18 protein-coding genes and 2 rRNA genes are annotated in these 18,942 nt (G+C 70.5%); 10 read left to right on the top strand and 10 right to left on the bottom strand.

The features are described from left to right. The first annotated feature begins 124 nt into the window (after positions 1-124). Complete coding sequence (locus tag FHS22_RS22395; protein ID WP_184944503.1) at positions 125-478, top strand: hypothetical protein; 354 nt, start codon at positions 125-127, stop codon at positions 476-478. Positions 479-563: 85 nt separating this feature from the next. Here FHS22_RS22395 and FHS22_RS22390 read toward each other — a convergent pair whose 3' ends face one another. From FHS22_RS22390 to FHS22_RS22370, 5 genes are all read right to left on the bottom strand, one after another. Then, positions 564-1,580: an ABC transporter ATP-binding protein gene (locus FHS22_RS22390; RefSeq protein WP_184944501.1), complete on the bottom strand. Its 1,017-nt coding sequence runs from the start codon at positions 1,578-1,580 to the stop codon at positions 564-566. After that, a complete protein-coding gene (locus FHS22_RS22385; RefSeq protein WP_184944770.1) occupies positions 1,564-2,595 on the bottom strand; it encodes an ABC transporter ATP-binding protein in 1,032 nt (343 codons plus the stop codon). Before FHS22_RS22385 ends, FHS22_RS22390 begins: the two co-directional genes overlap by 17 nt. 18 nt (positions 2,596-2,613) lie before the next feature. Continuing rightward, positions 2,614-3,633 (bottom strand): ABC transporter permease, encoded by a 1,020-nt coding sequence (locus FHS22_RS22380; RefSeq protein ID WP_184944499.1) that lies wholly within the window; start codon positions 3,631-3,633, stop codon positions 2,614-2,616. Beyond that, positions 3,626-4,567, bottom strand: coding sequence for an ABC transporter permease (locus FHS22_RS22375; RefSeq protein WP_184944497.1), 942 nt, complete (start codon positions 4,565-4,567; stop codon positions 3,626-3,628). Before FHS22_RS22375 ends, FHS22_RS22380 begins: the two co-directional genes overlap by 8 nt. A 109-nt stretch (positions 4,568-4,676) precedes the next feature. Beyond that, positions 4,677-6,302, bottom strand: coding sequence for a peptide ABC transporter substrate-binding protein (locus FHS22_RS22370; RefSeq protein WP_184944495.1), 1,626 nt, complete (start codon positions 6,300-6,302; stop codon positions 4,677-4,679). A gap of 501 nt (positions 6,303-6,803) precedes the next feature. Here FHS22_RS22370 and FHS22_RS22365 point away from each other — a divergent pair. From FHS22_RS22365 to FHS22_RS22350, 4 genes are all read left to right on the top strand, one after another. After that, entirely contained in the window at positions 6,804-7,739 is a 936-nt protein-coding gene (locus FHS22_RS22365) for an ABC transporter permease (protein ID WP_184944493.1), read from the top strand. Further along, complete coding sequence (locus FHS22_RS22360) at positions 7,732-8,586, top strand: ABC transporter ATP-binding protein (protein ID WP_184944492.1); 855 nt, start codon at positions 7,732-7,734, stop codon at positions 8,584-8,586. The genes FHS22_RS22365 and FHS22_RS22360 overlap by 8 nt, the downstream gene beginning before the upstream one ends. 52 nt (positions 8,587-8,638) lie before the next feature. Then, the gene (locus FHS22_RS22355) at positions 8,639-9,208 is read left to right on the top strand and encodes a YbhB/YbcL family Raf kinase inhibitor-like protein (protein WP_184944490.1); all 570 of its coding nucleotides are present in this window, start codon (positions 8,639-8,641) and stop codon (positions 9,206-9,208) included. Between the two features lie 151 nt (positions 9,209-9,359). Next, positions 9,360-9,539, top strand: coding sequence for a hypothetical protein (locus FHS22_RS22350; RefSeq protein WP_184944489.1), 180 nt, complete (start codon positions 9,360-9,362; stop codon positions 9,537-9,539). A 119-nt stretch (positions 9,540-9,658) separates the two neighbouring features. On the opposite strand, the gene FHS22_RS22345 is transcribed toward FHS22_RS22350, so the two are convergent. Together FHS22_RS22345 and FHS22_RS22340 are read right to left on the bottom strand one after the other, a co-directional pair. After that, positions 9,659-10,468 carry a hypothetical protein gene (locus FHS22_RS22345; RefSeq protein WP_184944487.1) on the bottom strand — a complete coding sequence of 270 codons (810 nt, stop codon included), beginning with the start codon at positions 10,466-10,468 and terminating at the stop codon, positions 9,659-9,661. Between the two features lie 443 nt (positions 10,469-10,911). Next, a complete protein-coding gene (locus tag FHS22_RS22340; RefSeq protein WP_184944485.1) occupies positions 10,912-12,234 on the bottom strand; it encodes a KamA family radical SAM protein in 1,323 nt (440 codons plus the stop codon). Between the two features lie 129 nt (positions 12,235-12,363). Between FHS22_RS22340 and FHS22_RS37400 the strand changes: the two genes are divergently transcribed. The 4 genes from FHS22_RS37400 to FHS22_RS22325 all read left to right on the top strand — a co-directional run bounded on the left by FHS22_RS37400 (position 12,364) and on the right by FHS22_RS22325 (position 16,985). Further along, entirely contained in the window at positions 12,364-12,471 is a 108-nt protein-coding gene (locus tag FHS22_RS37400; RefSeq protein ID WP_221473972.1) for a DUF1707 domain-containing protein, read from the top strand. Between the two features lie 75 nt (positions 12,472-12,546). Continuing rightward, positions 12,547-13,653 (top strand): phosphate acyltransferase PlsX, encoded by a 1,107-nt coding sequence (gene plsX / locus FHS22_RS22335; RefSeq protein WP_184944483.1) that lies wholly within the window; start codon positions 12,547-12,549, stop codon positions 13,651-13,653. 67 nt (positions 13,654-13,720) lie between these two features. Further along, the gene (argS, locus tag FHS22_RS22330) at positions 13,721-15,454 is read left to right on the top strand and encodes an arginine--tRNA ligase (protein WP_184944482.1); all 1,734 of its coding nucleotides are present in this window, start codon (positions 13,721-13,723) and stop codon (positions 15,452-15,454) included. A 184-nt stretch (positions 15,455-15,638) separates the two neighbouring features. Continuing rightward, positions 15,639-16,985 (top strand): hypothetical protein, encoded by a 1,347-nt coding sequence (locus FHS22_RS22325; RefSeq protein WP_260408182.1) that lies wholly within the window; start codon positions 15,639-15,641, stop codon positions 16,983-16,985. A 120-nt stretch (positions 16,986-17,105) separates the two neighbouring features. Here the strand turns inward: FHS22_RS22325 and FHS22_RS22320 are convergent, their stop codons facing one another. Further along, positions 17,106-17,498 (bottom strand): cell division protein SepF, encoded by a 393-nt coding sequence (locus tag FHS22_RS22320; RefSeq protein ID WP_184944480.1) that lies wholly within the window; start codon positions 17,496-17,498, stop codon positions 17,106-17,108. A gap of 192 nt (positions 17,499-17,690) precedes the next feature. Between FHS22_RS22320 and FHS22_RS22315 the strand changes: the two genes are divergently transcribed. Beyond that, entirely contained in the window at positions 17,691-18,482 is a 792-nt protein-coding gene (locus tag FHS22_RS22315; RefSeq protein WP_184944478.1) for a PhzF family phenazine biosynthesis protein, read from the top strand. Between the two features lie 97 nt (positions 18,483-18,579). Here the strand turns inward: FHS22_RS22315 and rrf are convergent. Together rrf and FHS22_RS22305 are read right to left on the bottom strand one after the other, a co-directional pair. Further along, positions 18,580-18,696, bottom strand: a 5S ribosomal RNA gene (gene rrf, locus FHS22_RS22310). A gap of 151 nt (positions 18,697-18,847) precedes the next feature. Continuing rightward, a 23S ribosomal RNA gene (locus FHS22_RS22305) occupies positions 18,848-18,942 on the bottom strand; the annotation flags it as partial.

Genomic DNA, 18,942 nt, shown 5'->3' with positions numbered 1-18,942 from the left:
CGTGCCTTCATGCGCCGCGGCGGACGGAGGCCCATACTGCTAGGCGCCAACGCGTAGTCATGTGGGCACGGAACGCGGCCGGATATTCGCGTGTCCTGCCCGGGATTCCTTCGGGGGAAACATCATGGTCCGTCGCATCATCGCCGCCTCCGCCATCGCCTGCCTCGCCGTCGTCGGCACGGCCGCCGTCGCGTCCGCCGACCCCTGGCCCCAGCCGCAGGAGAACGGCATGCAGGAGCAGTGGCACGGTCCGGAGCAGGAGCAGTGGCACGGCCCGGAGCAGGGCCAGGGCCCTGAGCAGTGGCACGGCCCCGAGCAGGGACACGGGCCGGAGCAGGGGCACGGCCCCGAGCAGGCCGGCGGCGGGAGCCCGGTGGGCGGCCAGCTCGGCAGCCTGCTCGGCGGTGGCGGCGGCAACCCGCTCACCAGCCTCGCCGGCGGCCTCCTCGGCAAGCTGTTCAACGGCCTGCAGGGCTGACCCGCGTGCGGCCACCGCGCCGGCCGCCGCCCCGTGCACGGGAGAGGGTCCTTCCCCCGGTGGGGAAACCCCTCTCCCGTGCGCCTCAGAAGGCGCGGATCACGTCGTGGATCTGCGGGAAGTGGCAGGCGCTCTCGTGCCAGGTGCCCGGCCGCAGCTGCAGCGGCGGCTCCTGCTGGGCGCAGACCTCCTGCGCCTTCCAGCACCTGGTGCGGAACCGGCAGCCCGAGGGCGGGTTCGCCGGGGAGGGCGGGTCCCCCCGCAGCACGATCCGCTCGCGGCGCTCGCGCCCCTCGGGGTCGGGGACCGGCACGGCCGAGAGCAGCGCCTGGGTGTAGGGGTGCGCCGGCTGGCCGTAGACCTCGGCGTCCCTGCCGAGCTCGACCATCTTGCCCAGGTACATCACGCCGACCCGGTCGGCGATGTGCCGGACCACCGACAGGTCGTGGGCGATGAAGACGTAGGACAGGCCGAGATCCCGCTGCAGCCGCGCCAGCAGGTTGACCACCTGGGCCTGGATCGAGACGTCGAGCGCGGAGACCGGCTCGTCGCAGACGATGACCTCCGGCTGGAGCGCCAGCCCTCTGGCGATGCCGATGCGCTGGCGCTGCCCGCCGGAGAACTGGTGCGGGTACCGGTTGACGTGGTCGGGGTCGAGGCCCACGAGCTCCAGGAGCGCCTGGACCCTGCGGCGCCGGTCGCCCTTGGGCGCCGCCTCCGGATGGATCTCGTACGGCTCGCCGACGATGTCGCCGACCGTCATCCGCGGGTTCAGCGAGGTGTACGGGTCCTGCATCACCAGCTGGATGTTGCGGCGGATCCGCTTGAGCTCGCCGCCCTTGGCCCCGGCGATCTCCCGGCCCTTGATCCGGACCGATCCGCGGGTCGGCCGCTCCAGACCCATCAGCAGCTTGGCCAGCGTGGACTTGCCGCAGCCCGACTCCCCCACGATGCCGAGGGTCTCGCCGCGGCGCAGGTCGAAGGAGATCCCGTCCACGGCCCTGACCGCGCCGATCTGCTTGCGCACGACCACGCCCTGGGTGAGCGGGAAGTGCTTGACCAGGTCGCGGACCTCGAGGATCGCATCACCCGTGGCTGCCATCGAGGACCTCCCTCCAGTAGTGGCAGGCGCTGCCGCGCGTCGAGCCGATCCGGTGCAGCGGCGGCGCCGCGGTGACGCAGTCGTCCTGGCGGTAGGGGCAGCGGGGGGCGAAGGCGCAGCCCGGCGGCATGTCGAGCAGGTTCGGCGGCATGCCCGCGATGGCGTGCAGCTCCCGCCCCTTCCGGTCGATCCTGGGGATCGAGTCCAGCAGGCCCCTGGTGTAGGGGTGGGCGGGGGCCCGGTAGAGGTCGTGCACGGGGGCGTTCTCCACGACGCGCCCGCCGTACATGACCACGATCTTGTCCGCGACGTCGGCCACCACGCCGAGATCGTGGGTGATCAGGATCAGGCCCATGTCGCTCTCGCGCTTGAGCTCGGCGAGCAGCTCCATGATCTGCGCCTGCACCGTCACGTCGAGCGCGGTGGTCGGCTCGTCGGCGATCAGCACCTCCGGGTCGAGCGCGATCGCCATCGCGATCATGATGCGCTGGCGCATGCCGCCGGAGAACTGGTGGGGGTAGTCGTGCAGCCGCTGCCGGGCGCCCGGGATGCGGACCCGGTCCATGAGCTCGACCGCCCTGCGCTCGGCGTCCCGCCGGGACATGCCCCGGTGCACCCGGAACATCTCGGCGATCTGCGAGCCCACGGTGAACACCGGGTTCAGCGCGGAGAGCGCGTCCTGGAAGATCATCGCGATCCGGCTCCCGCGCACCTGGGAGCGCGCGTCCTCGGAGAGCCCGAGCAGGTCGGTGCCGCGGAAGCGGATCCGCCCCTTCGGGACGCGGGCCGGCGGCGTGTCGAGGATGCCCATGATCGCCTGCGCGGTCACCGACTTGCCCGAGCCCGACTCGCCGAGCACGGCGAGCGTCTCGCCGGGGTGCAGCGCGTAGCCGACCCCGTTGACCGCCTTCACCGTCCCCTGCCGGGTGACGAACTCCACGTGCAGGTCCTCGACGGCGAGCAGCGGCTCGCTCTCCGGGGCTCCCCAGGCCGGCAGCGGCGGCATTGAGGTCATGCTCACGAAAAACTCCCCCTACCGCAGCTTCGGATCGAGGGCGTCGCGCACCGCGTCGCCCAGCATGATGAAGGCCAGCACGGTCAGGCTCAGGAACGCCGCCGGGAACAGCAGCGGGCTCGCCGCCTCCAGGAAGCGCGGCCGAGCATCGGCGATCATGAGACCCCAGGAGATCTCGGGCGACTGGATGCCGACGCCCAGGAACGACAGACCCGCCTCGGCGGCGATGAACACGCCGAGGTTGACCGTGGCGACCACGATCACCGAGGTGACCGCGTTGGGCAGGATGTGCCGGAACATGATCCGCCTGCCGGAGGCCCCGAGCGCCCGGGCCGCGACCACGTAGTCCTGGCCCCTGGCGGCGATCACCGCCGCCCGCATGATGCGGAAGGTCATCGGCCAGGCCAGGACGGCCAGCGCGAGCATGACCGTCCACACCGTGCCGGTGCGGAAGACCGCCAGGATCAGCAGCGCGCCGAGGACCGACGGGATCGCGAAGAAGACCTCGCTCACCCGGGAGAGCAGCGCGTCCGGCAGCCCGCCGCGGAACCCGGCCACCAGGCCGAGGAGTCCCCCGACCAGGACGGTGACGGCGGTGGTGCTCAGGCCCACCAGCAGGGAGTTGCGCGTCCCGTAGACCGTGCGGGCGAGGGTGTCGCATCCCTGGTTGTCGGTGCCGAACCAGTGCGCGGCGCTCGGCGCCTGGCGGGCGTCGCCCAGCCGGCAGCTCGCGGCGTCGTACGGGTCCACCGACGTGAAGAGCTGGGGCACCGCGGCCATGAGCAGGATCACGCCGATCAGCACGGCCGCGGCGACGAAGAGCGGACGGCGGCGCAGCTCGTGCCAGGCGTCGCTCCAGAGGCTGGCGGGCCTGCCCGCCGGCGCGCCCCGGGAGGGCCGGGCGGGGGATCCGCCGGGGGACTTGGCGCGCCTGGCGTGCCTGGCCCTGGGGGCCGCGGCGCCGCGCGGGGCGGTGCCGCTCCCGCCGTCACCTCCGCCGACGCGCACGGCGGGGCCACTCACAGCGGGGTCACTCATAGCGGATCCTCGGGTCGAGCACGGCGTAGAGCAGGTCCACGATCAGGTTGGCCAGGATGTAGACGAGGACCAGGAGTGTCACGATGCCCACGACCACGGGTTGCTGGCGCTCGTAGACCGAGCGGAACAGCTCCTGCCCGATGCCGGGCAGATTGAAGATCGTCTCGGTGATGACGGCCCCGCCCATCAGCGTGCCGAGGTCGGCGCCGAGGTAGGTGACCAGCGGGATGAGCGCGTTGCGCAGGGCGTGCCGCCCGACGACCCGGCGCCGCGGCATGCCCTTGGCCACCGCGGTGCGGATGTAGTCGGCGCGCAGGGTCTCGGCGAGGCTGGTCCTGGTGAGCCGGGTGAGGTACGCGATCGAGGTCCCGGCCAGCACGAAGGCGGGCAGCAGGTAGCTGCGCCACCCGTCCGAGACGCCCGAGATCGGGAAGATCTCGATCCCGGTGCCCTGCCTGAGCCTGACCCCCAGCAGGAGCTGCAGCACGAAGCCGGTGACCAGGGTGGGGATCGAGATGAGCAGCAGCGTGGCGGCGAGCACCATCGTGTCCTGGGCCCGGCCGCGGCGCAGCGCCGCGTAGAACCCGAGCCCCACGCCGATGACGGCCTCCATGAGCAGCGCGGTGAGGCCGAGGTTCAGCGTGACCTGAAACTTGCCCGCGATGATCTCGGAGACCGGGACCTTGGCGAACGTGGTGCCGAGGTCTCCCTGGAACACCCCGGAGATGTAGTGCCAGTACTGGACGATGAAGGGGTCGTTCAGGTGGTACTGCTCACGGACGATCCTGATGATGTCGGGATCCATCCGCTTCTCGCCGTACATCGACGCGATCGGGTCACCGGGCAGCGCGAAGACGACGGCGTAGATGAGCAGCGTGGCGCCCAGCAGCACGGGGATGGCCTGGAGCAGGCGCCTGATGATGTAGCGGCCCAAGACAAGCCTCTCGTACAGCTCCGCCGGCGTCTCCCGGATCGCGGGAGGGCCGCGGCGGAGCGGGACCTGGTGGGGCCGGGCGGTCACCCGCCCGGCCCGGGGGGAACCGTCAGACCACCTTCTCGACCGAGACCCACTCGACCTGGTTGAGCAGGTTGATCTTGACGCCCTTGACGTGCTCGGAGAACGCCGCGTTCATCCGGTAGTAGAAGATCGGGATCATCGGCAGGTCCCGCAGGAGGATGTCGTCGGCCTTCTGGTAGAACTTCAGGCTCTGCTCCGGCGTGGTCGCGGAGTCGCCCTTGGTGACGAGCTCGTCGAACTCGGGGTTGGAGTAGCCCGCGTAGTTCGAGCCGTTCTTGATGGCGCCGGTGGAGAAGATCGGCGTGAGGTAGTTCTCCGGCGACGGGTAGTCGATGATCCAGCCGCTGCGGAACATGCCGGTGTACTTCTTGGCGTCCAGCTCGTCGAGGAGCTGCCCGAACTTCTCGTACGGCGAGACCTTGACCTCGACGCCCAGGTTGGAGCGGAGGTTGTTGGCGACGGCCTCGATCCACTCCTTGTGGCCGTTGTCCATGTTGGAGCCGATCTCCAGCTGCTTGGGGCCGTTCGCCTCGGTGTAGAGCTTCCTGGCCGCGGCGGGGTCGTAGACGCAGGCCGTGCAGGCGCCGGCGCGGTAGCCATCGAGCAGCGGGTTGATGAAGTCGTCGGCCGGGGCGCGCGTGCCGGAGAAGACCGCCTCGGAGATCGTCTTGCGGTCGATGGCCATCGAGACGGCCCTGCGGACCTGCACGTCGTCGTACTGGTCGCCGGCGACGAGGGGGAAGCCGATGTAGCCGATGCCGGCGTCCTCCTGGTCGATGTAGCGGTCGCCCAGCTCGGCCTTCGCGGTCGAGATCGCCGACGGGGGAAGCTGCTCCTGGACGTCGATCTCGCCCGCCTGCAGGTCGTTCCAGGCGGTCTCGGCGCTGTTGTAGATCTTGAACTGCAGCTTGTCGAACTTCGGCTTGTCGCCGGGGAAGGCGTCGTAGCGCGTGAGGGTGATCGCCTGGTCGCTGCCCTTGTTGTAGGGGTTGTCGATCTTGAAGAGGCCCTGGCCGATCGGCTTCTTGGCGTACTCCTCGGTGACCTTCCCGTCGTCGCCGAAGGCGACCTCGGGCAGCGGGTAGAACGCGGTATATCCCAGCATGGTGCCGAACTGCGAGAACGGCCGGGTGAGGGTGACCTGGAAGGTCGTGTCGTCGACGACCTTCAGGCCGCTCATCCCCTCGGCCGAGGGGGTCTTGCCCTCTCCGGGGTTGAGGGCGTCGTAGCCCTGGACCCGCGCGAAGAAGTAGTTGGCGCTCTGCGCGTTCTCCTGATTGGCCGTGTAGTTCCACGCGTCCACGTAGTTCTGCGCGGTCAGCGGGTCACCGTTGTGCCATGTGAAGCCGGACTTCAGCTTGATCGTCCAGACCCTGTTGTCGGAGGTCTTGACCGAGTCGGCGACGTGCTCGACGAGCTCCTTGTTCTCGTCGTACTTCACCAGCGGGGCGAAGATCGCGGCCAGGACCTCCGCGCCCTCGGACTCCACGGTGTCGCCGGGATAGAACAGCTTCTGCGGCTCGCCGATCCTCATTCGCACGGCCCCGGCGGCGGACGCCTCGTCGGTGGAGGTCGCGCTGCCACAGGCGGCGAGCCCCAGAGCGAGCAGCGCTGTGCTGGCGATGATCTTCGCGCCCTTAGTGACACGCATTTGTGGTAAATCCTCCCTATACAGGTGAGCGCCGACACTGATCTCCCGCCGTCCGAGGCAGTCCCTCGGAGGATCCAGCGCCCCCCGGTTCCCACTGACCCGGCCGGCACGCTGACGCCGCACCGGTCGGACGCGACTATCCCGTACAGCCCCATACCGGGTCGTCTCCGGGATGTTGCAGTTCGGTCACGCGGCACCGGTTCGGCGTCACACGGCGACCAGCCCACCCGCTGCAAGCTTCCCAAAACTCCGCAAAGCGGATATTGGTGCACATGTAGCACAGGAATGGTCACGCCAACATACCTCCCCGGTCAGAGTGGCCGCGCCATTGCTCCCATACGACCCCCGCCTGGGCTACCGTTGACGCGGCACGGGGACGGGGGACGGGGGGAGGCGACCAACGCAATTGCCGTGGAACCACCCATCCCGCGATCCCGTCCAATGTGCGGCGGAGCCCCGCCGCAGGCATGTCATCCACCCACATCCAATAGAGTCCTAGCCATGAGCCAGCCGGAATCCGCCACCGCGGACGCCCAGGCGGGCGGCCCGAGTGACGGCACCCCCACTACGGGGCAGGAGCCGCTGGCCAAGCTCGCCGAGCGTTACGGACTTCGGCGTGCCATCGCACGCCCGAGTCTCCCCGTCTACCTGCGCCAGTTGTGGGAGCGACGGCACTTCGTCATGACGTACGCGACCTCGCGCAACGTCTCGAAGTACAGCAACTCAGCCCTGGGCCAGCTCTGGCAGGTCCTCACGCCCCTGCTCAACGCCGCCATCTACTGGCTGATGTTCGGCCTGATCCTCGGCGCGAGCAAGGACATCGAGAACTACCCCGCGTTCCTCATCACCGGGATGTTCGTCTTCACCTACACCCAGCGCGCGGTGAGCGGCGGCGCCAAGTCGATCTCCGGCAACCTGTCGATGATCCGCGCCCTGCACTTCCCTCGCGCGGCGCTCCCGCTCGCCTACACCATCCAGGAGTTCCAGCAGCTCCTGATCTCCATGGGCGTGCTGTTCGCGCTGGTCCTGGTCACCGGAGAGCCCCTCACCTGGTTCTGGCTGCTCGTCCCGGTCGCCCTGGTGCTGCAGACCATGTTCAACGTGGGCGCCAGCCTGGTCCTGGCCCGCGTCGGCGCCACCGCCCGCGACCTGAACCAGCTCCTGCCCTTCATCATGCGCACCTGGCTCTACGCCTCCGGCGTGTTCTTCGCGATCGGCGACAAGGTCGTGAACTCCGCCGGCCTCCCGCAGTGGGTCGCCGACGTCATGTACTTCAACCCCGCCGCCGCCTACATCGAGCTCATGCGCAACCTGCTCATCGAGTCGCATTCGACGCGACCGTACATCTGGTCGGTCTGCGTATTCTGGGCAGTGTTCGCCCTGATCGGTGGCTTCTGGTACTTCTGGCGAGCCGAGGAGAAGTACGGCCGTGGCTGAGTTGACCGAGGAGCTGTCCCGAGTGAAGGCCGAGGAGCCCGCCGTCCCGAGTGCGGACGTGCGGGTGTACCCCAACCCGGAGCCCCCGCACGATCCGCGCGAGGGCACCCCGACAGTGATCGTCGACGACCTGCACATCATCTACCGGGTGTACGGCGCCGCCACCGACGCGGAGAAGGGCAACGCCGCCAACGCCCTGATGCGCCTGCTCAAGCGACAGGGGCGGCCCCAGATGAAGGAGATCCACGCCGTCCGGGGCGTCTCCTTCGTGGCCCGCCACGGCGACGCCATCGGCATCGTCGGCCGCAACGGCTCGGGCAAGTCCACCCTGCTGCGCGCCATCGCGGGCCTGCTGCCCCCGCACTCCGGCGCGGTCTACACCGACGGCCAGCCCTCCCTGCTCGGCGTCAACGCCGCCCTGATGCGCGAGCTCACCGGCGAGCGCAACATCGTGCTCGGCTGCTACGCCATGGGCATGAACCCCACCCAGGTCCAGGAGAAGTTCGACGACATCGTCGACTTCTCCGGCATCGGGGAGTTCGTGCAGTTCCCCATGTCGACCTACTCCTCCGGCATGGGCGCCCGGCTCCGCTTCGCCATCGCCTCGGCCAAGAAGCACGACGTGCTGATCATCGACGAGGCCCTGGCCACCGGCGACCGCGAGTTCAAGCGCAAGAGCCAGGAGCGCATCAAGCAGATGCGCGAGGAGGCCGGCACGGTCTTCCTCGTCGCGCACAACCTCGACGTGATCGAGGAGACCTGCAACCGGGTCATCTGGCTGCACAAGGGGAAGATCAAAATGGACGGCGACCCCAAGACCGTGATCGCCGCCTACAACAAGGCCTGACCCGCCGGGGTCCGGCGCGAGGTCTGACGGCGGAGCCGGACCGCGGGGCAAGATGGGAGCGACCGAGAACGCCGCTTCCCACCGGAGGTTGACCGTGCCGCCACGCCCACCGCTCCCGTACGACTTCCTGCCCGAGGTCCCCGCGCTGACCGTCGAGAGCGACGACGTCCGCGACGGGCAGACCCTGGCCGAGACCCACGTCTTCGACGGCTGGGGCATGACCGGCCGGAACGTCTCCCCGCACCTGCGCTGGTCCGGCGCGCCGGAGGAGACCAGGAGCTACGCGGTGACCTGCTTCGACCCCGACGCGCCCACCGGCAGCGGGTTCTGGCACTGGCTCCTGTACGACATCCCCGCCGGCGTCACCGAGCTCCCCTCGGGCGCGGGCACCGCCGACACCGCGTTCGGCGTGCACGGCCGCAACGACTACAGCTCCAGGGAGTACGGCGGCGCCGCCCCGCCGCCCGGCGCCCCGCACCGCTACGTCTTCGCCGTCCACGCCCTGGGCGTGGAGAAGCTCGGCCTGGACGCCGACACCCCGCCCGCCGTGGTGGGTTTCAACATCACCGCCAACACGCTGGCCCGCGGCTACGTCGTCCCCGAGTACGGCGTCTCCGGCTGAGCCCGCGCCCTCCTGCGGCGCCGGGCGGCCCGCGCGAGCCCGCCCGGCGCGCCGTACGGCGAGTCGTGGGGCAATCGACTGACACCGGGACCAGCGTTCGGCTATGATTCGAACGTTGTTTCGAGCAGGGGGTTCGACCCTAGGAAGCGTCATGGAGTGGGGGCGCGCGATGCGAGAGCTGTCGACCGCGATCGACCACCTGGCCGCAGAGGATCCAGCCGAGATTTCCCGTCTCCAGCTCGCCGAGCAGCTCATCGAGCTGCACTGGCAGATGGCCCGGCTCCAGGCCCAGATCGCCCGCCGCACCTCCGTGCGGATCCACGGGCTCTGAGCCGGGCGGGCCCGGACAGCCGACCCCGGACGCGACGTCCGGGCCGCGACACGAAGAGACCGGCCGGTGCGCACCGGCCGGTCTCTTCACGTCCCCGGGCCATGCCGCGGGAGCGGCGGCTACCTGGTGGTGGCCCGCTTGGCCGCCCCGCCGACGAGCCCGGTCATGGAGCCGACGAGCCCGGTCGCGGCCTGGGTGGCCTGCCCGGTCGCGGCCTGGCCGCCCTGGGCCGGCGCCGGAGCGCCCTGCCCGGTCGAGACCTGCACGCCCTGGCCGCCGCCGGTGGCGCCGCTCAGCAGCGGAGCGAGCTGGTCGATGGAGGCGGAGCGGGTCACCGGCCCGACGACCTGCCTGAGCGGGGCACCCTGCTCGGGGGCGACGGCGTCGACGAGCGGCGAGAGGTTGCCCGCCTGCTCGGGACCCTGCGGCACCGCCTCGTTCAGCCCGTACACCAGACCGTCGACCGCGCCTCCCTGGTTGCCGACCCCCTCGACGGCCTCGCCGGTGCCCTGCAGGTCCTCCGTCAGGCGCCCGACGGAGGCGGCCGCGTCGGAGGTGTTGCCGAGGAGCCCCCCGGTGGTGTCGACGGTCTGCCCCACCGGGCCCATCCCGTCGGCGACGCCCCGGATCGGGCTGCCCCAGGTGATCTGGTCCGCGGAGATGCCCAGGATCCGCCGGACGCTCTCCGAGCCCGTCCCGAACACGCCGTCTCCGGCCATGGCTCCCTGACCGTTGCCCAGCCCGCTCAGCGCGGCACCGCCGTCGAAGAGCCCACCGGAGAGCCCCTGGAGCGCCATGGAGACGGTGCCGGCCGCAGCCTGCTCGTTGAAGGGGTCCGCCGCCGCCGCCTCCGCCTGTGCGGGCGAGCAGATCGCCGCCGCGAGGCCGAACGCGGCCGCGGCTACGGCCGCTTTGATGACTCGCTTCATGATTGCCTTCCCAGCTCGTAATCGTTCTGCTTCTCCGGAAAATGCCGAGAAAAGCAGACCATAAGACTCACTTCACCGGCGGGCACGGTTTGGAAGATTGCACAGAACGCCCCCGGCCGGAAGCTGCTCCGGCAGTTGTATCACCGGGGCGAGCGCGTCCCCGGTCTGTTTACGATGCCTAGACCACCCGCCGACACACCAGGACAGGCGGTTGCGCACGCGCGCCGGGCGACTCCGGGGAGCCGCCCGGCGCGGGCGGTGAAACCGGAAATAACAGTGCGAAGGATTACGGTCCGGCAATCCTTATGCCGGAAATGGCACAGAGGTCCGGGGCTCCTCTCCGGCATCGGTACGGCAATGCCGGATAAAAGAAACGGGAAAGCGCGGGCCGCCGGACGCGATACCGGATTTTCCCGTCGCCGGACGCCCGCTTGACCCGGGCATCAGGCCGACAGCAGCGCCCCGGCCGTCTCGGCCTCGAACGGGAAGCGGTCGGCGAAGGCCGGCCTGAGATCGGTGAGCCAGACGGCCTCGGGGTCGTACCTGGCGAAGAAGGGGCGGCCGACCAGTTCGGGATCGCGCGCCTGGATGAGGTGGAGGACGAAGACCTTCTGACCGGCGATCTCCGCGACGCCGTCCACGCACACCTTGCCCGGCGTGGCCGACATGGAGGGGCCGCGCACCGTGCGGCACAGCCCCGAGACGCTCGCGTAGGCGTCCCTGAAGATCTCGTACGCCCGGGCGAGCGGTACCGCGAAGTAGTCCTGGGGTCCGGTGTCCCGCTCGACGAACATGTAGTAGGGCACCATGCCCATGGTGAGGTGGCGGCGCCACATCGCCGCCCAGATCCCCGGCTCGTCGTTGATCGACCTGATCAGCGGCGCCTGGGTGCGGATGACCGCCCCCGTGCTGAGGATCCCGGCCACGGCCGCCTCCACGACCGGTGGCTCCATCTCCCTCGGATGGGAGAAGTGCGCCATGAACGCGAGGGTCTTGCCCGCCTCCGCCACCGAGGAGAACAGGCGGAGCGTCTCCCCCGCGTCCGGGTCCGAGACGAACCGCTGCGGCCAGTAGGCCAGCGACTTGCTCCCGATACGGATGGACTCCAGCTGCTCCACCTCCAGCAGCGGCTCCAGGTAGCGGCGGAGCACCGGCTCACCCATGATCATGGGATCGCCTCCGGTGAGGAGCACACTCGTCACCTCGGGGTGCTCCTTGAGATAGCCGACGAGGTCCCCGATCTCGTCGGAGGCGAACTTCAGGTCGGGTTCGCCGATGAACTGCGCCCACCGGAAGCAGTAGGTGCAGTAGGCATGACACGTCTGCCCCTGCTTGGGGAAGAAGAGAACGGTCTCGGGGTATTTGTGCTGCGTGCCGGGGAGCGGCTCGGTGCCGACGCGCGGGACGTTCAGGTCGAGCTGTCCGGCGGGATGCGGGTTGAGCCGCGCCCTGACCCGGTTCGCGGCCACCTGAATCTCCGCATTCGGTGCATTCGATCGCAGCAGACCTGCGAGTCTGGTGACGTCGGCCTCGGGCAGCATGTCCTCCTGGGGGAAGACCAGCCGGAAGATCGGGTCGTCGGGTACGGCGGACCAGTCGATGAGCTGGTCCACCACGTAGGCATTGGTCCGGAACGGCAGCACGGCCGCCACCGCCCGGATCCGGAGCCGCTCCTCCTCGGAGAAACCGCCCCGTCGCAGAAGGTCGTCGAGATGCTTCACGGTGTAGGCACGGAAGCCGCGTACTGAGCCTTCTTTCAAGATCACTAGGCTTTTCCCTTCGTTTTTTGTCGCGGTTCGCGTAAACCTCTTCGGATGGTCACGCGTCTAGGGGGCCTGTATACCGGACGCATCCATCCCCGCGACGGGTTCCACCCGGACCGAAACCGGCGTGTTATGGACGCCGCCTACCAGGCGACGACCGTGGGCGATCTCGCCCCCCTCACCCGCGACCTGCCCGGCGCCGTCCCGCCGGGCCGGGAGATCGCACCGAGCGCCCGCTGATCCGCCCCGCCTGTTTAACCCATCGGTAACCGCGCCTACGATGCGGGGACACACCCTTCCGCACGAGGTGACCGATTGCCTGACACCGCCGCTCCCGGCGCCGCACCGATCGCGCTGGACGCCATGGGCGGCGATCACGCCCCGGGCGAGATCGTGGCGGGAGCCGTACAGGCGGTGCGGGAGCACGGGGTCCCCGTCGTGCTCGTCGGCGCGCCCCGCCCGCTCTACGAGGCACTGGCCCGGCACGACGCGACCGCCGAGATCCCGATCGTCCGCGCCGAAGAGGTCCTGTCCATGGACGAGGGCGCCCTGGCCAGCCTGCGCCGCCCGCGCTCCAGCATCGCCGTCGCCTGCCACCTCGTACGGCGCGGCGACGCCGCCGCCGTGGTCTCGGCCGGATCCACCGCCGGAGTCGTGGCCACCGGGAAGCTCCGGCTCAAGGGCCAGCCCGGTGTCCTCAGGCCCGCGATCGCCGTCGCCCTCCCGACCCGCCCGGAGCCCTCGGTGCTGCTGGACGCCGGCGCCAACGCCGAGGTCAAGCCCGAGATGCTGGTCCAGTTCGCGCACCTCGGCGCGGCCTACGCGGAGACCGCCTTCCAGATCCGCAGGCCCCGCGTCGGCCTGCTGACCATCGGCAGCGAGCCGGGCAAGGGCAACAAGCTCGTCAAACGGGCGCACGAGCTGCTCTCGGCCTCCCCCGGCCTCGACTTCGCCGGCAACATCGAGGGCCACGACCTGCTCACCCGCTCCGTCGACGTCGTCGTCACCGACGGCTTCACCGGCAACGTGGCGCTCAAGACCATCGAGGGGAGCGTCCGCTACGCCTTCGCCGAGCTCCGCGAGGCGATCGGCGAGAGCCGTACGGCCAGGCTCGGCGGGCTGCTGCAGAAGCGGCGCATCAGGGAACTCCACCGGCGGCTGGACCCCGAGCAGTACGGCGGCGCCGTCCTCCTCGGGCTGAACGGCACCGTGGTCATCGCGCACGGCGACTCCCGGGCCCGCGGCGTGAGCGCCGCCTGCGTGCTCGCCGCGAAACTGGCCGGGCAGGGCGTGGTCGCCAGGATCGGCGAGCGCCTCGCCGCCGCCCACCGGCCGCACCGCCTCTGGCGGCCCTCCGGAGGCCCCCACTCCTCTCCCGCGCGGCCGGAGGAGCGGCCGAAGGACGAGCGGCCGCAACCATGATCGAACGGACGTGCGGACGGCGGTACATCCCCGGGAACCACGGCGGCGCTACCGATACGCTTGGTCCATGACCGACCCGCAGCTCTTCCTCGCCGAGCGCGTCCAGCAGGCGCTGGCCGCCGCCTTCGGCGCGGAGTTCTCCGACGCAGACCCGCTGATCCGTCCCTCGCAGTTCGCCGACTTCCAGGCGAACGTCGCGATGAGCCTGGGCAAGCGGCTGCGACGAGCCCCGCGGGAGGTCGCCCAGGAGCTCGCCGACCGGCTCACGGAGGCGGGCTTCCCGGGCACGGTCGAGGTCAGCGGCCCCGGCTTCCTCAACATCACCCTCGACGACGCCTGGATCGCCGGGCAGACGGCCGGCATCCTGGCCGACCCGCGCGCCGGAGTGCCCACGGCCACGCCGCCGCAGACCATCGTGATCGACTACTCCGCGCCCAACGCGGCCAAGGAGATGCACGTCGGCCACCTGCGCACGACGATCGTCGGCGACTGCCTGGCGCGCACGCTGGAGCACCTCGGCAACCGCGTCGTCCGGCAGAACCACGTGGGCGACTGGGGCACCCCGTTCGGCATGCTCATCGAGCACCTGCTGGACATCGGCGAGGAGGCCGCGATCGCCCGGCTGGAGGCCGGCGAGGGCAGCGAGTACTACCAGGAGGCCCGCGTCAAGTTCGACTCCGACGAGGAGTTCAAGCAGCGCTCCCGGCGGCGCGTGTCGACCCTGCAGTCCGAGGACCCGGAGACCATGCGGCTCTGGCACCTGTTCATGGGCGCCACGATCCGCTACTTCGACAAGGTCTACTCCATGCTCGGCGTCACGCTCACCGACGACGACATCGCCGGCGAGAGCATGTACAACCCGATGCTCGCCAAGACCTGCGACGACCTGGAGGCCGAGGGCATCGCGGTGGTCAGCGAGGGCGCCCTCTGCGTCTTCCCGCCCGGCTTCACCGGCGCCGAGGACAAGCCGCTCCCCCTCATGATCCGCAAGAGCGACGGCGGGTACGGCTACGCCACCACCGACATGGCCGCCGTCCGCTACCGGGTGGACGACCTCAAGGTCGACCGCATCCTCTACGTGGTCGGCGCCGACCAGGCCCTGCACTTCCGGATGGTCTTCGCCGCCGCCCGGATGGCCGGCTGGCTGCCCGACACGGTCTCCGCCGAGCACGTCCAGATCGGCATGATGCTCGGCACCGACGGCCGCCGGTTCCGCACCCGCAGCGGCGAGACCGTCAAGCTGACGGACCTGCTCGACGAGGCCGTCGACCGGGCCAGGGCGGCGATCGCCGACCGCGGCTACGACGAGGCGACCCAGCGCGAGATCGCCCACACCGTCGGCATGGGCGCGGTGAAGTACGCCGACCTGTCGGTCAGCCACGACAGCGAGTACATCTTCGACTTCGACCGCATGCTCGCCTTCACCGGCAACACCGGCCCCTACATGCAGTACGCCACGGCCCGGATCCGCTCCATCTTCCGCAAGGGCGGAGTCGATCCGGAGTCGGCCACCGGCCCGATCGCGCTGGGCGACCCTGCCGAGCGCGCGCTGGCGCTGCAGCTGCTGGGCTTCGGCCCGGTCGTCGAGCTGGCCGGCACCGCGGCCGAGCCGCACCGGCTGTGCGCCTACCTCTACGAGACCGCCAGCGCCTTCACCACCTTCTACGAGAACTGCCCCGTCCTGCGGGAGGACGTCGACGAGGCCACCCGCGCCTCCCGGCTCGCGCTGTGCGCGCTCACCATGCGCGTACTGGAGACCGGCCTGGACCTGCTCGGCGTCCGGGTGCCCGAGCGCATGTGACCCGCACCGGTACGGCCCGCGCGCCGTACCGGCCGACCCGCCGGGTGGTCGGCCCGTATTCCCAAAATCGGGTCGATCATCCGGCAAAGCCCGGTCCGGCGCGCCTCCCGGCGGTGACCGCCGGTCCCGACTACGCTGGCGCGGTCAACGGCCACGATGTCGAGAGAGTTCTCTGCCCTTGAGCATGGACCTGAGCGCGAATCCTCACGCCGGGACGGAGCTGCACCGACACGCCGAGGCGCTCCTGGCGGACCTCGCCGCCGACGGCGTCCTCACCGGCACGCCGCCGGATCTGCCGGACGTGCCGGACTACTGGCTGGCACCGGCCGTCAAGGCCCTGACGGCGCTCATCCGCGGCGAGGACGCGCTGGAGCCCCTCGGCCTCGCCGCCCAGCGCGACCCGCAGAAGACCGCGCTCTTCCTCTGCCTCGCCCTCGCCGTCGCCGGGCAGGGCGACCGCATCCACGCCTCCTGGTTCGGCACCGCCTTCGGCGAGCTCAGCACGGACCGGCCCGTCACCCACGGCCAGCGGGCGCTCTGGCTCGCCGCCGCCAGGGGCGCGTACGGCCCGGCGGGAAAGATCTTCATACTCCGCAGGCTCGACGCGGTCTCCTCGGAGCCGGACGATCCTTCTCCCTGGCTGCGGGCGCTGACCCCGGACGAGCCGTCGATCGTGGTCCCCCCCTCCCTGGCCGACTTCCCGGAGCTGGCCGAGTTCCCGGACCTGGCCCGGCCGGTCCACGCCGCAGCCCAGCTCGCCCGGCTCCGCGGCCGCTGCGTGGAGATCACCTCCGCCGGGGAGAGCCGGGCCCGCGACGGCGACGGGAAACTGGCGAACCGCTCGCGCACCCCGGCCACCGCGTGGGCCGAGGAGGAGCCGCTGGCCGTCCTCCGCCGGCTGATCGGCTCCGGCGGCCCGGAGGGGCCGATGAGCTCGCTCACCGGCCATCTCCTCGCCGACCTGCGGCCCGGCTCCGACCCCCGCCTGGCGGCGATCGCGCTGCACGTGGCCGCTCCCGCCGTGCGGAACGCCGCGGAGGGCCTCGCCAGGGCGACCCAGACCACCCCGCCCGACTCCGTCACCTTCTCGCTCCTCGGGCACCAGGTCGTGCTCCGGCCGGAGGGTCCGGACCCCGCCTCCTTCGCCGCCGCCGAGGAACGGGTCGTCGCCGAGGGCGTGCCCGCCCGCGGCAGGCTCTGGTACGCCTACGCGCTGCTCGCCGTGGGGGCGGTCTTCGTGGTCGTGGCCGCCCTGGCCTCGGCCTTCCTCGCCTCCGCGACGGTCCCGGCCGCGGTGCTCGCCGCGGTCCTGGCCGGTGCGGGCGGCCACCTGCTCAGGAAGCGGCGCCGTCAGGAGCAGGCGGACGCCGACTACGTCGCCGCGCAGCTCATGGAACTGCGCGAACTGGCCGAGGGCGCGGTGTGGGCGCTGCATGAGTACGCCAGGGAGGCGGACAAGCGCGCCCAGGCCGCGACCGCGGACCTGACCGAGTTGACCCGCCTGCTCCGCCGGGGCCCCCGCGCCGGTTAGGCCGCCCCGCCGGCGCCGCCAGCCTGCTCCGCGATCCGCTCGCCGCGGCACACCGATGCGCCCCGGGGTGCCCGTCGCGGCGGCGGGCGGGACCGGCCGCGGAGCCGGCCCGCCGCCGGTTCACCCGGTGGTGACCTCCACCTCGGAGGGAGCCAGCAGGAAGACCTTCTCCGCGATCCGCTCGATGCGCCCGTCGCAGCCGTAGGCCAGCCCGGCGGCGAAGTCGACCAGCCGCGTCGCCTCGGCCATGCTCATGCCGCTGACGTCCATGATGACGGCCTGTCCCTCCCGGAAGTGCCGGCCGATGGTGGGAGCGTCGTTGTACTTCTTCGGAGTCAGCATCACGATCCGCGAGGGCTCGTTCACCGAGTGCCAGCGCTTGGCCGCGCGCTCGGCGGCGGACTGCCAGTCCTCGCCCTCCTCCGTCTCGACGTCCTCCTCGTAGTCGTAGGAGTCGTCGTAGTGCTCTGCCCCCAGACCAAGGTAGGTGGCCACCTTGCGCACTGCCCCCATCGGCTCGTCCTTTCCTTCAGGACCCGGCCGTATCGGCTTTCAGTCCCTGCATATTGGACGCTAACCGACGACAAGAAGTTCACGGTGCGACACGCCCATCATGTATTTCCATTTGGCACGACCAACGTCCCCCGTTGCCTGCCCCTGGGCACGGTCTCCAATCTTCACGGGCGGCACGGCTACCATCACGTCATGCAGATCTTCACGGTAGATGCCTTCACCGACAGTTCTTTCCGGGGCAACCCCGCCGGAGTGTGCCTGCTGGACGCTCCGGTGCCGGATTCCTGGATGCGGTCGCTCGCCGCGGAGATGAGGCATTCGGAGACGGCCTTCCTGCTCAGGGAGGAGAACGGCGGCCCGCATTCACTGCGCTGGTTCACCCCTGTGGTCGAGGTGGCCCTGTGCGGACATGCGACGCTGTCGACGGCGCATGTGCTCTACTCCACCGGAGCCGCCTCCGGGGTCATCGAATTCTCGACCAGGAGCGGCATCCTGTCGGTGGTGCGGGACGACACGACCGGACTCATCTCCATGGACTTCCCGGCGAAGGTCCTGGAGAAGACGGACCCCCCGCAGGGCCTGATCGAGGCGCTCGGAGTCGAGCCCGTCTGGGTCGGCAGGAACGAGTGGGACTACCTCGTCGAGGTCGGGCACGAGGACGCGGTGCGTGCCGTCTCCCCCGACTTCGCGGCCCTGGAGTCCGTGGACGCCCGTGGAGTCATCGTGACCGCCGGCTCCGCGGCGGAGGGCGCGGACTACGTGTCCCGGTTCTTCGCACCCCGGGTCGGCGTCCCCGAGGACCCGGTGACCGGGTCCGCCCACTGCGCCCTCGGCCCCTACTGGACGGCCAGGCTGGGCGGGGAGACGCTCACCGGTTACCAGTGCTCGGAACGCGGGGGCACGGTCCGCACCACCGTACGCGGCGACCGGGTCGAGCTGGCCGGGCACGCGGTGACCGTGCTCTCCGGTGAGTTGCACGTCTGAGAACGAAGGGAAGGGGGCCGTCGGGCGAGAGCGCCCGGCCCCCTTCCCCACAAAACAGAAAGGGCCACCCCGAAGGATGGCCCTCACTGAAAAGATTGTCCGGCGGCGACCTACTCTCCCACACCCTCCCGAGTGCAGTACCATCGGCGCTGAAGAGCTTAACTTCCGGGTTCGGAATGTAACCGGGTGTTTCCCCTTCGCCATAACCGCCGTAACCCTATGAAACAATCAACCCGCACACAGCGGCGTTTGTTGTCTCAGAATTGCCTAGTGGACGCGAGCAACAGAACCCACACGCTTTCGCGCTGCCCCACACCCCCTGAAGAGACGCAGAGCGCTGCAGAAAACCCATGGACGCTTGCTTCATGGTCAAGTCCTCGGCCTATTAGTACCGGTCAGCTCCACACATTACTGCGCTTCCACCTCCGGCCTATCAACCCGGTCGTCTACCGGGAGCCTT

The organism is Thiemannella venezuelensis, from assembly GCF_014203605.1.
GTDB lineage: Bacteria > Actinomycetota > Actinomycetes > Streptosporangiales > Streptosporangiaceae > Planomonospora_A > Planomonospora_A venezuelensis.
The sequence above is the reverse complement of the archived record's forward strand: the minus strand, read 5'-3'. Positions and strand labels throughout refer to the sequence as shown.

Excerpts from the sequence above, each read along its gene's own strand:
- FHS22_RS22395 (WP_184944503.1), top strand. The coding sequence starts at position 125 with ATGGTCCGTCGCATCATCGCCGCCTCCGCCATCGCCTGCCTCGCCGTC.
- FHS22_RS22390 (WP_184944501.1), bottom strand. The coding sequence starts at position 1,580 with ATGGCAGCCACGGGTGATGCGATCCTCGAGGTCCGCGACCTGGTCAAG.
- FHS22_RS22385 (WP_184944770.1), bottom strand. The coding sequence starts at position 2,595 with ATGACCTCAATGCCGCCGCTGCCGGCCTGGGGAGCCCCGGAGAGCGAG.
- FHS22_RS22380 (WP_184944499.1), bottom strand. The coding sequence starts at position 3,633 with ATGAGTGACCCCGCTGTGAGTGGCCCCGCCGTGCGCGTCGGCGGAGGT.
- FHS22_RS22370 (WP_184944495.1), bottom strand. The coding sequence starts at position 6,302 with ATGCGTGTCACTAAGGGCGCGAAGATCATCGCCAGCACAGCGCTGCTC.
- FHS22_RS22365 (WP_184944493.1), top strand. The coding sequence starts at position 6,804 with ATGAGCCAGCCGGAATCCGCCACCGCGGACGCCCAGGCGGGCGGCCCG.
- FHS22_RS22355 (WP_184944490.1), top strand. The coding sequence starts at position 8,639 with ATGGGAGCGACCGAGAACGCCGCTTCCCACCGGAGGTTGACCGTGCCG.
- FHS22_RS22350 (WP_184944489.1), top strand. The coding sequence starts at position 9,360 with ATGGAGTGGGGGCGCGCGATGCGAGAGCTGTCGACCGCGATCGACCAC.
- FHS22_RS22345 (WP_184944487.1), bottom strand. The coding sequence starts at position 10,468 with ATGAAGCGAGTCATCAAAGCGGCCGTAGCCGCGGCCGCGTTCGGCCTC.
- FHS22_RS37400 (WP_221473972.1), top strand. The coding sequence starts at position 12,364 with ATGGACGCCGCCTACCAGGCGACGACCGTGGGCGATCTCGCCCCCCTC.
- argS (WP_184944482.1), top strand. The coding sequence starts at position 13,721 with ATGACCGACCCGCAGCTCTTCCTCGCCGAGCGCGTCCAGCAGGCGCTG.
- FHS22_RS22325 (WP_260408182.1), top strand. The coding sequence starts at position 15,639 with ATGGACCTGAGCGCGAATCCTCACGCCGGGACGGAGCTGCACCGACAC.
- FHS22_RS22320 (WP_184944480.1), bottom strand. The coding sequence starts at position 17,498 with ATGGGGGCAGTGCGCAAGGTGGCCACCTACCTTGGTCTGGGGGCAGAG.
- FHS22_RS22315 (WP_184944478.1), top strand. The coding sequence starts at position 17,691 with ATGCAGATCTTCACGGTAGATGCCTTCACCGACAGTTCTTTCCGGGGC.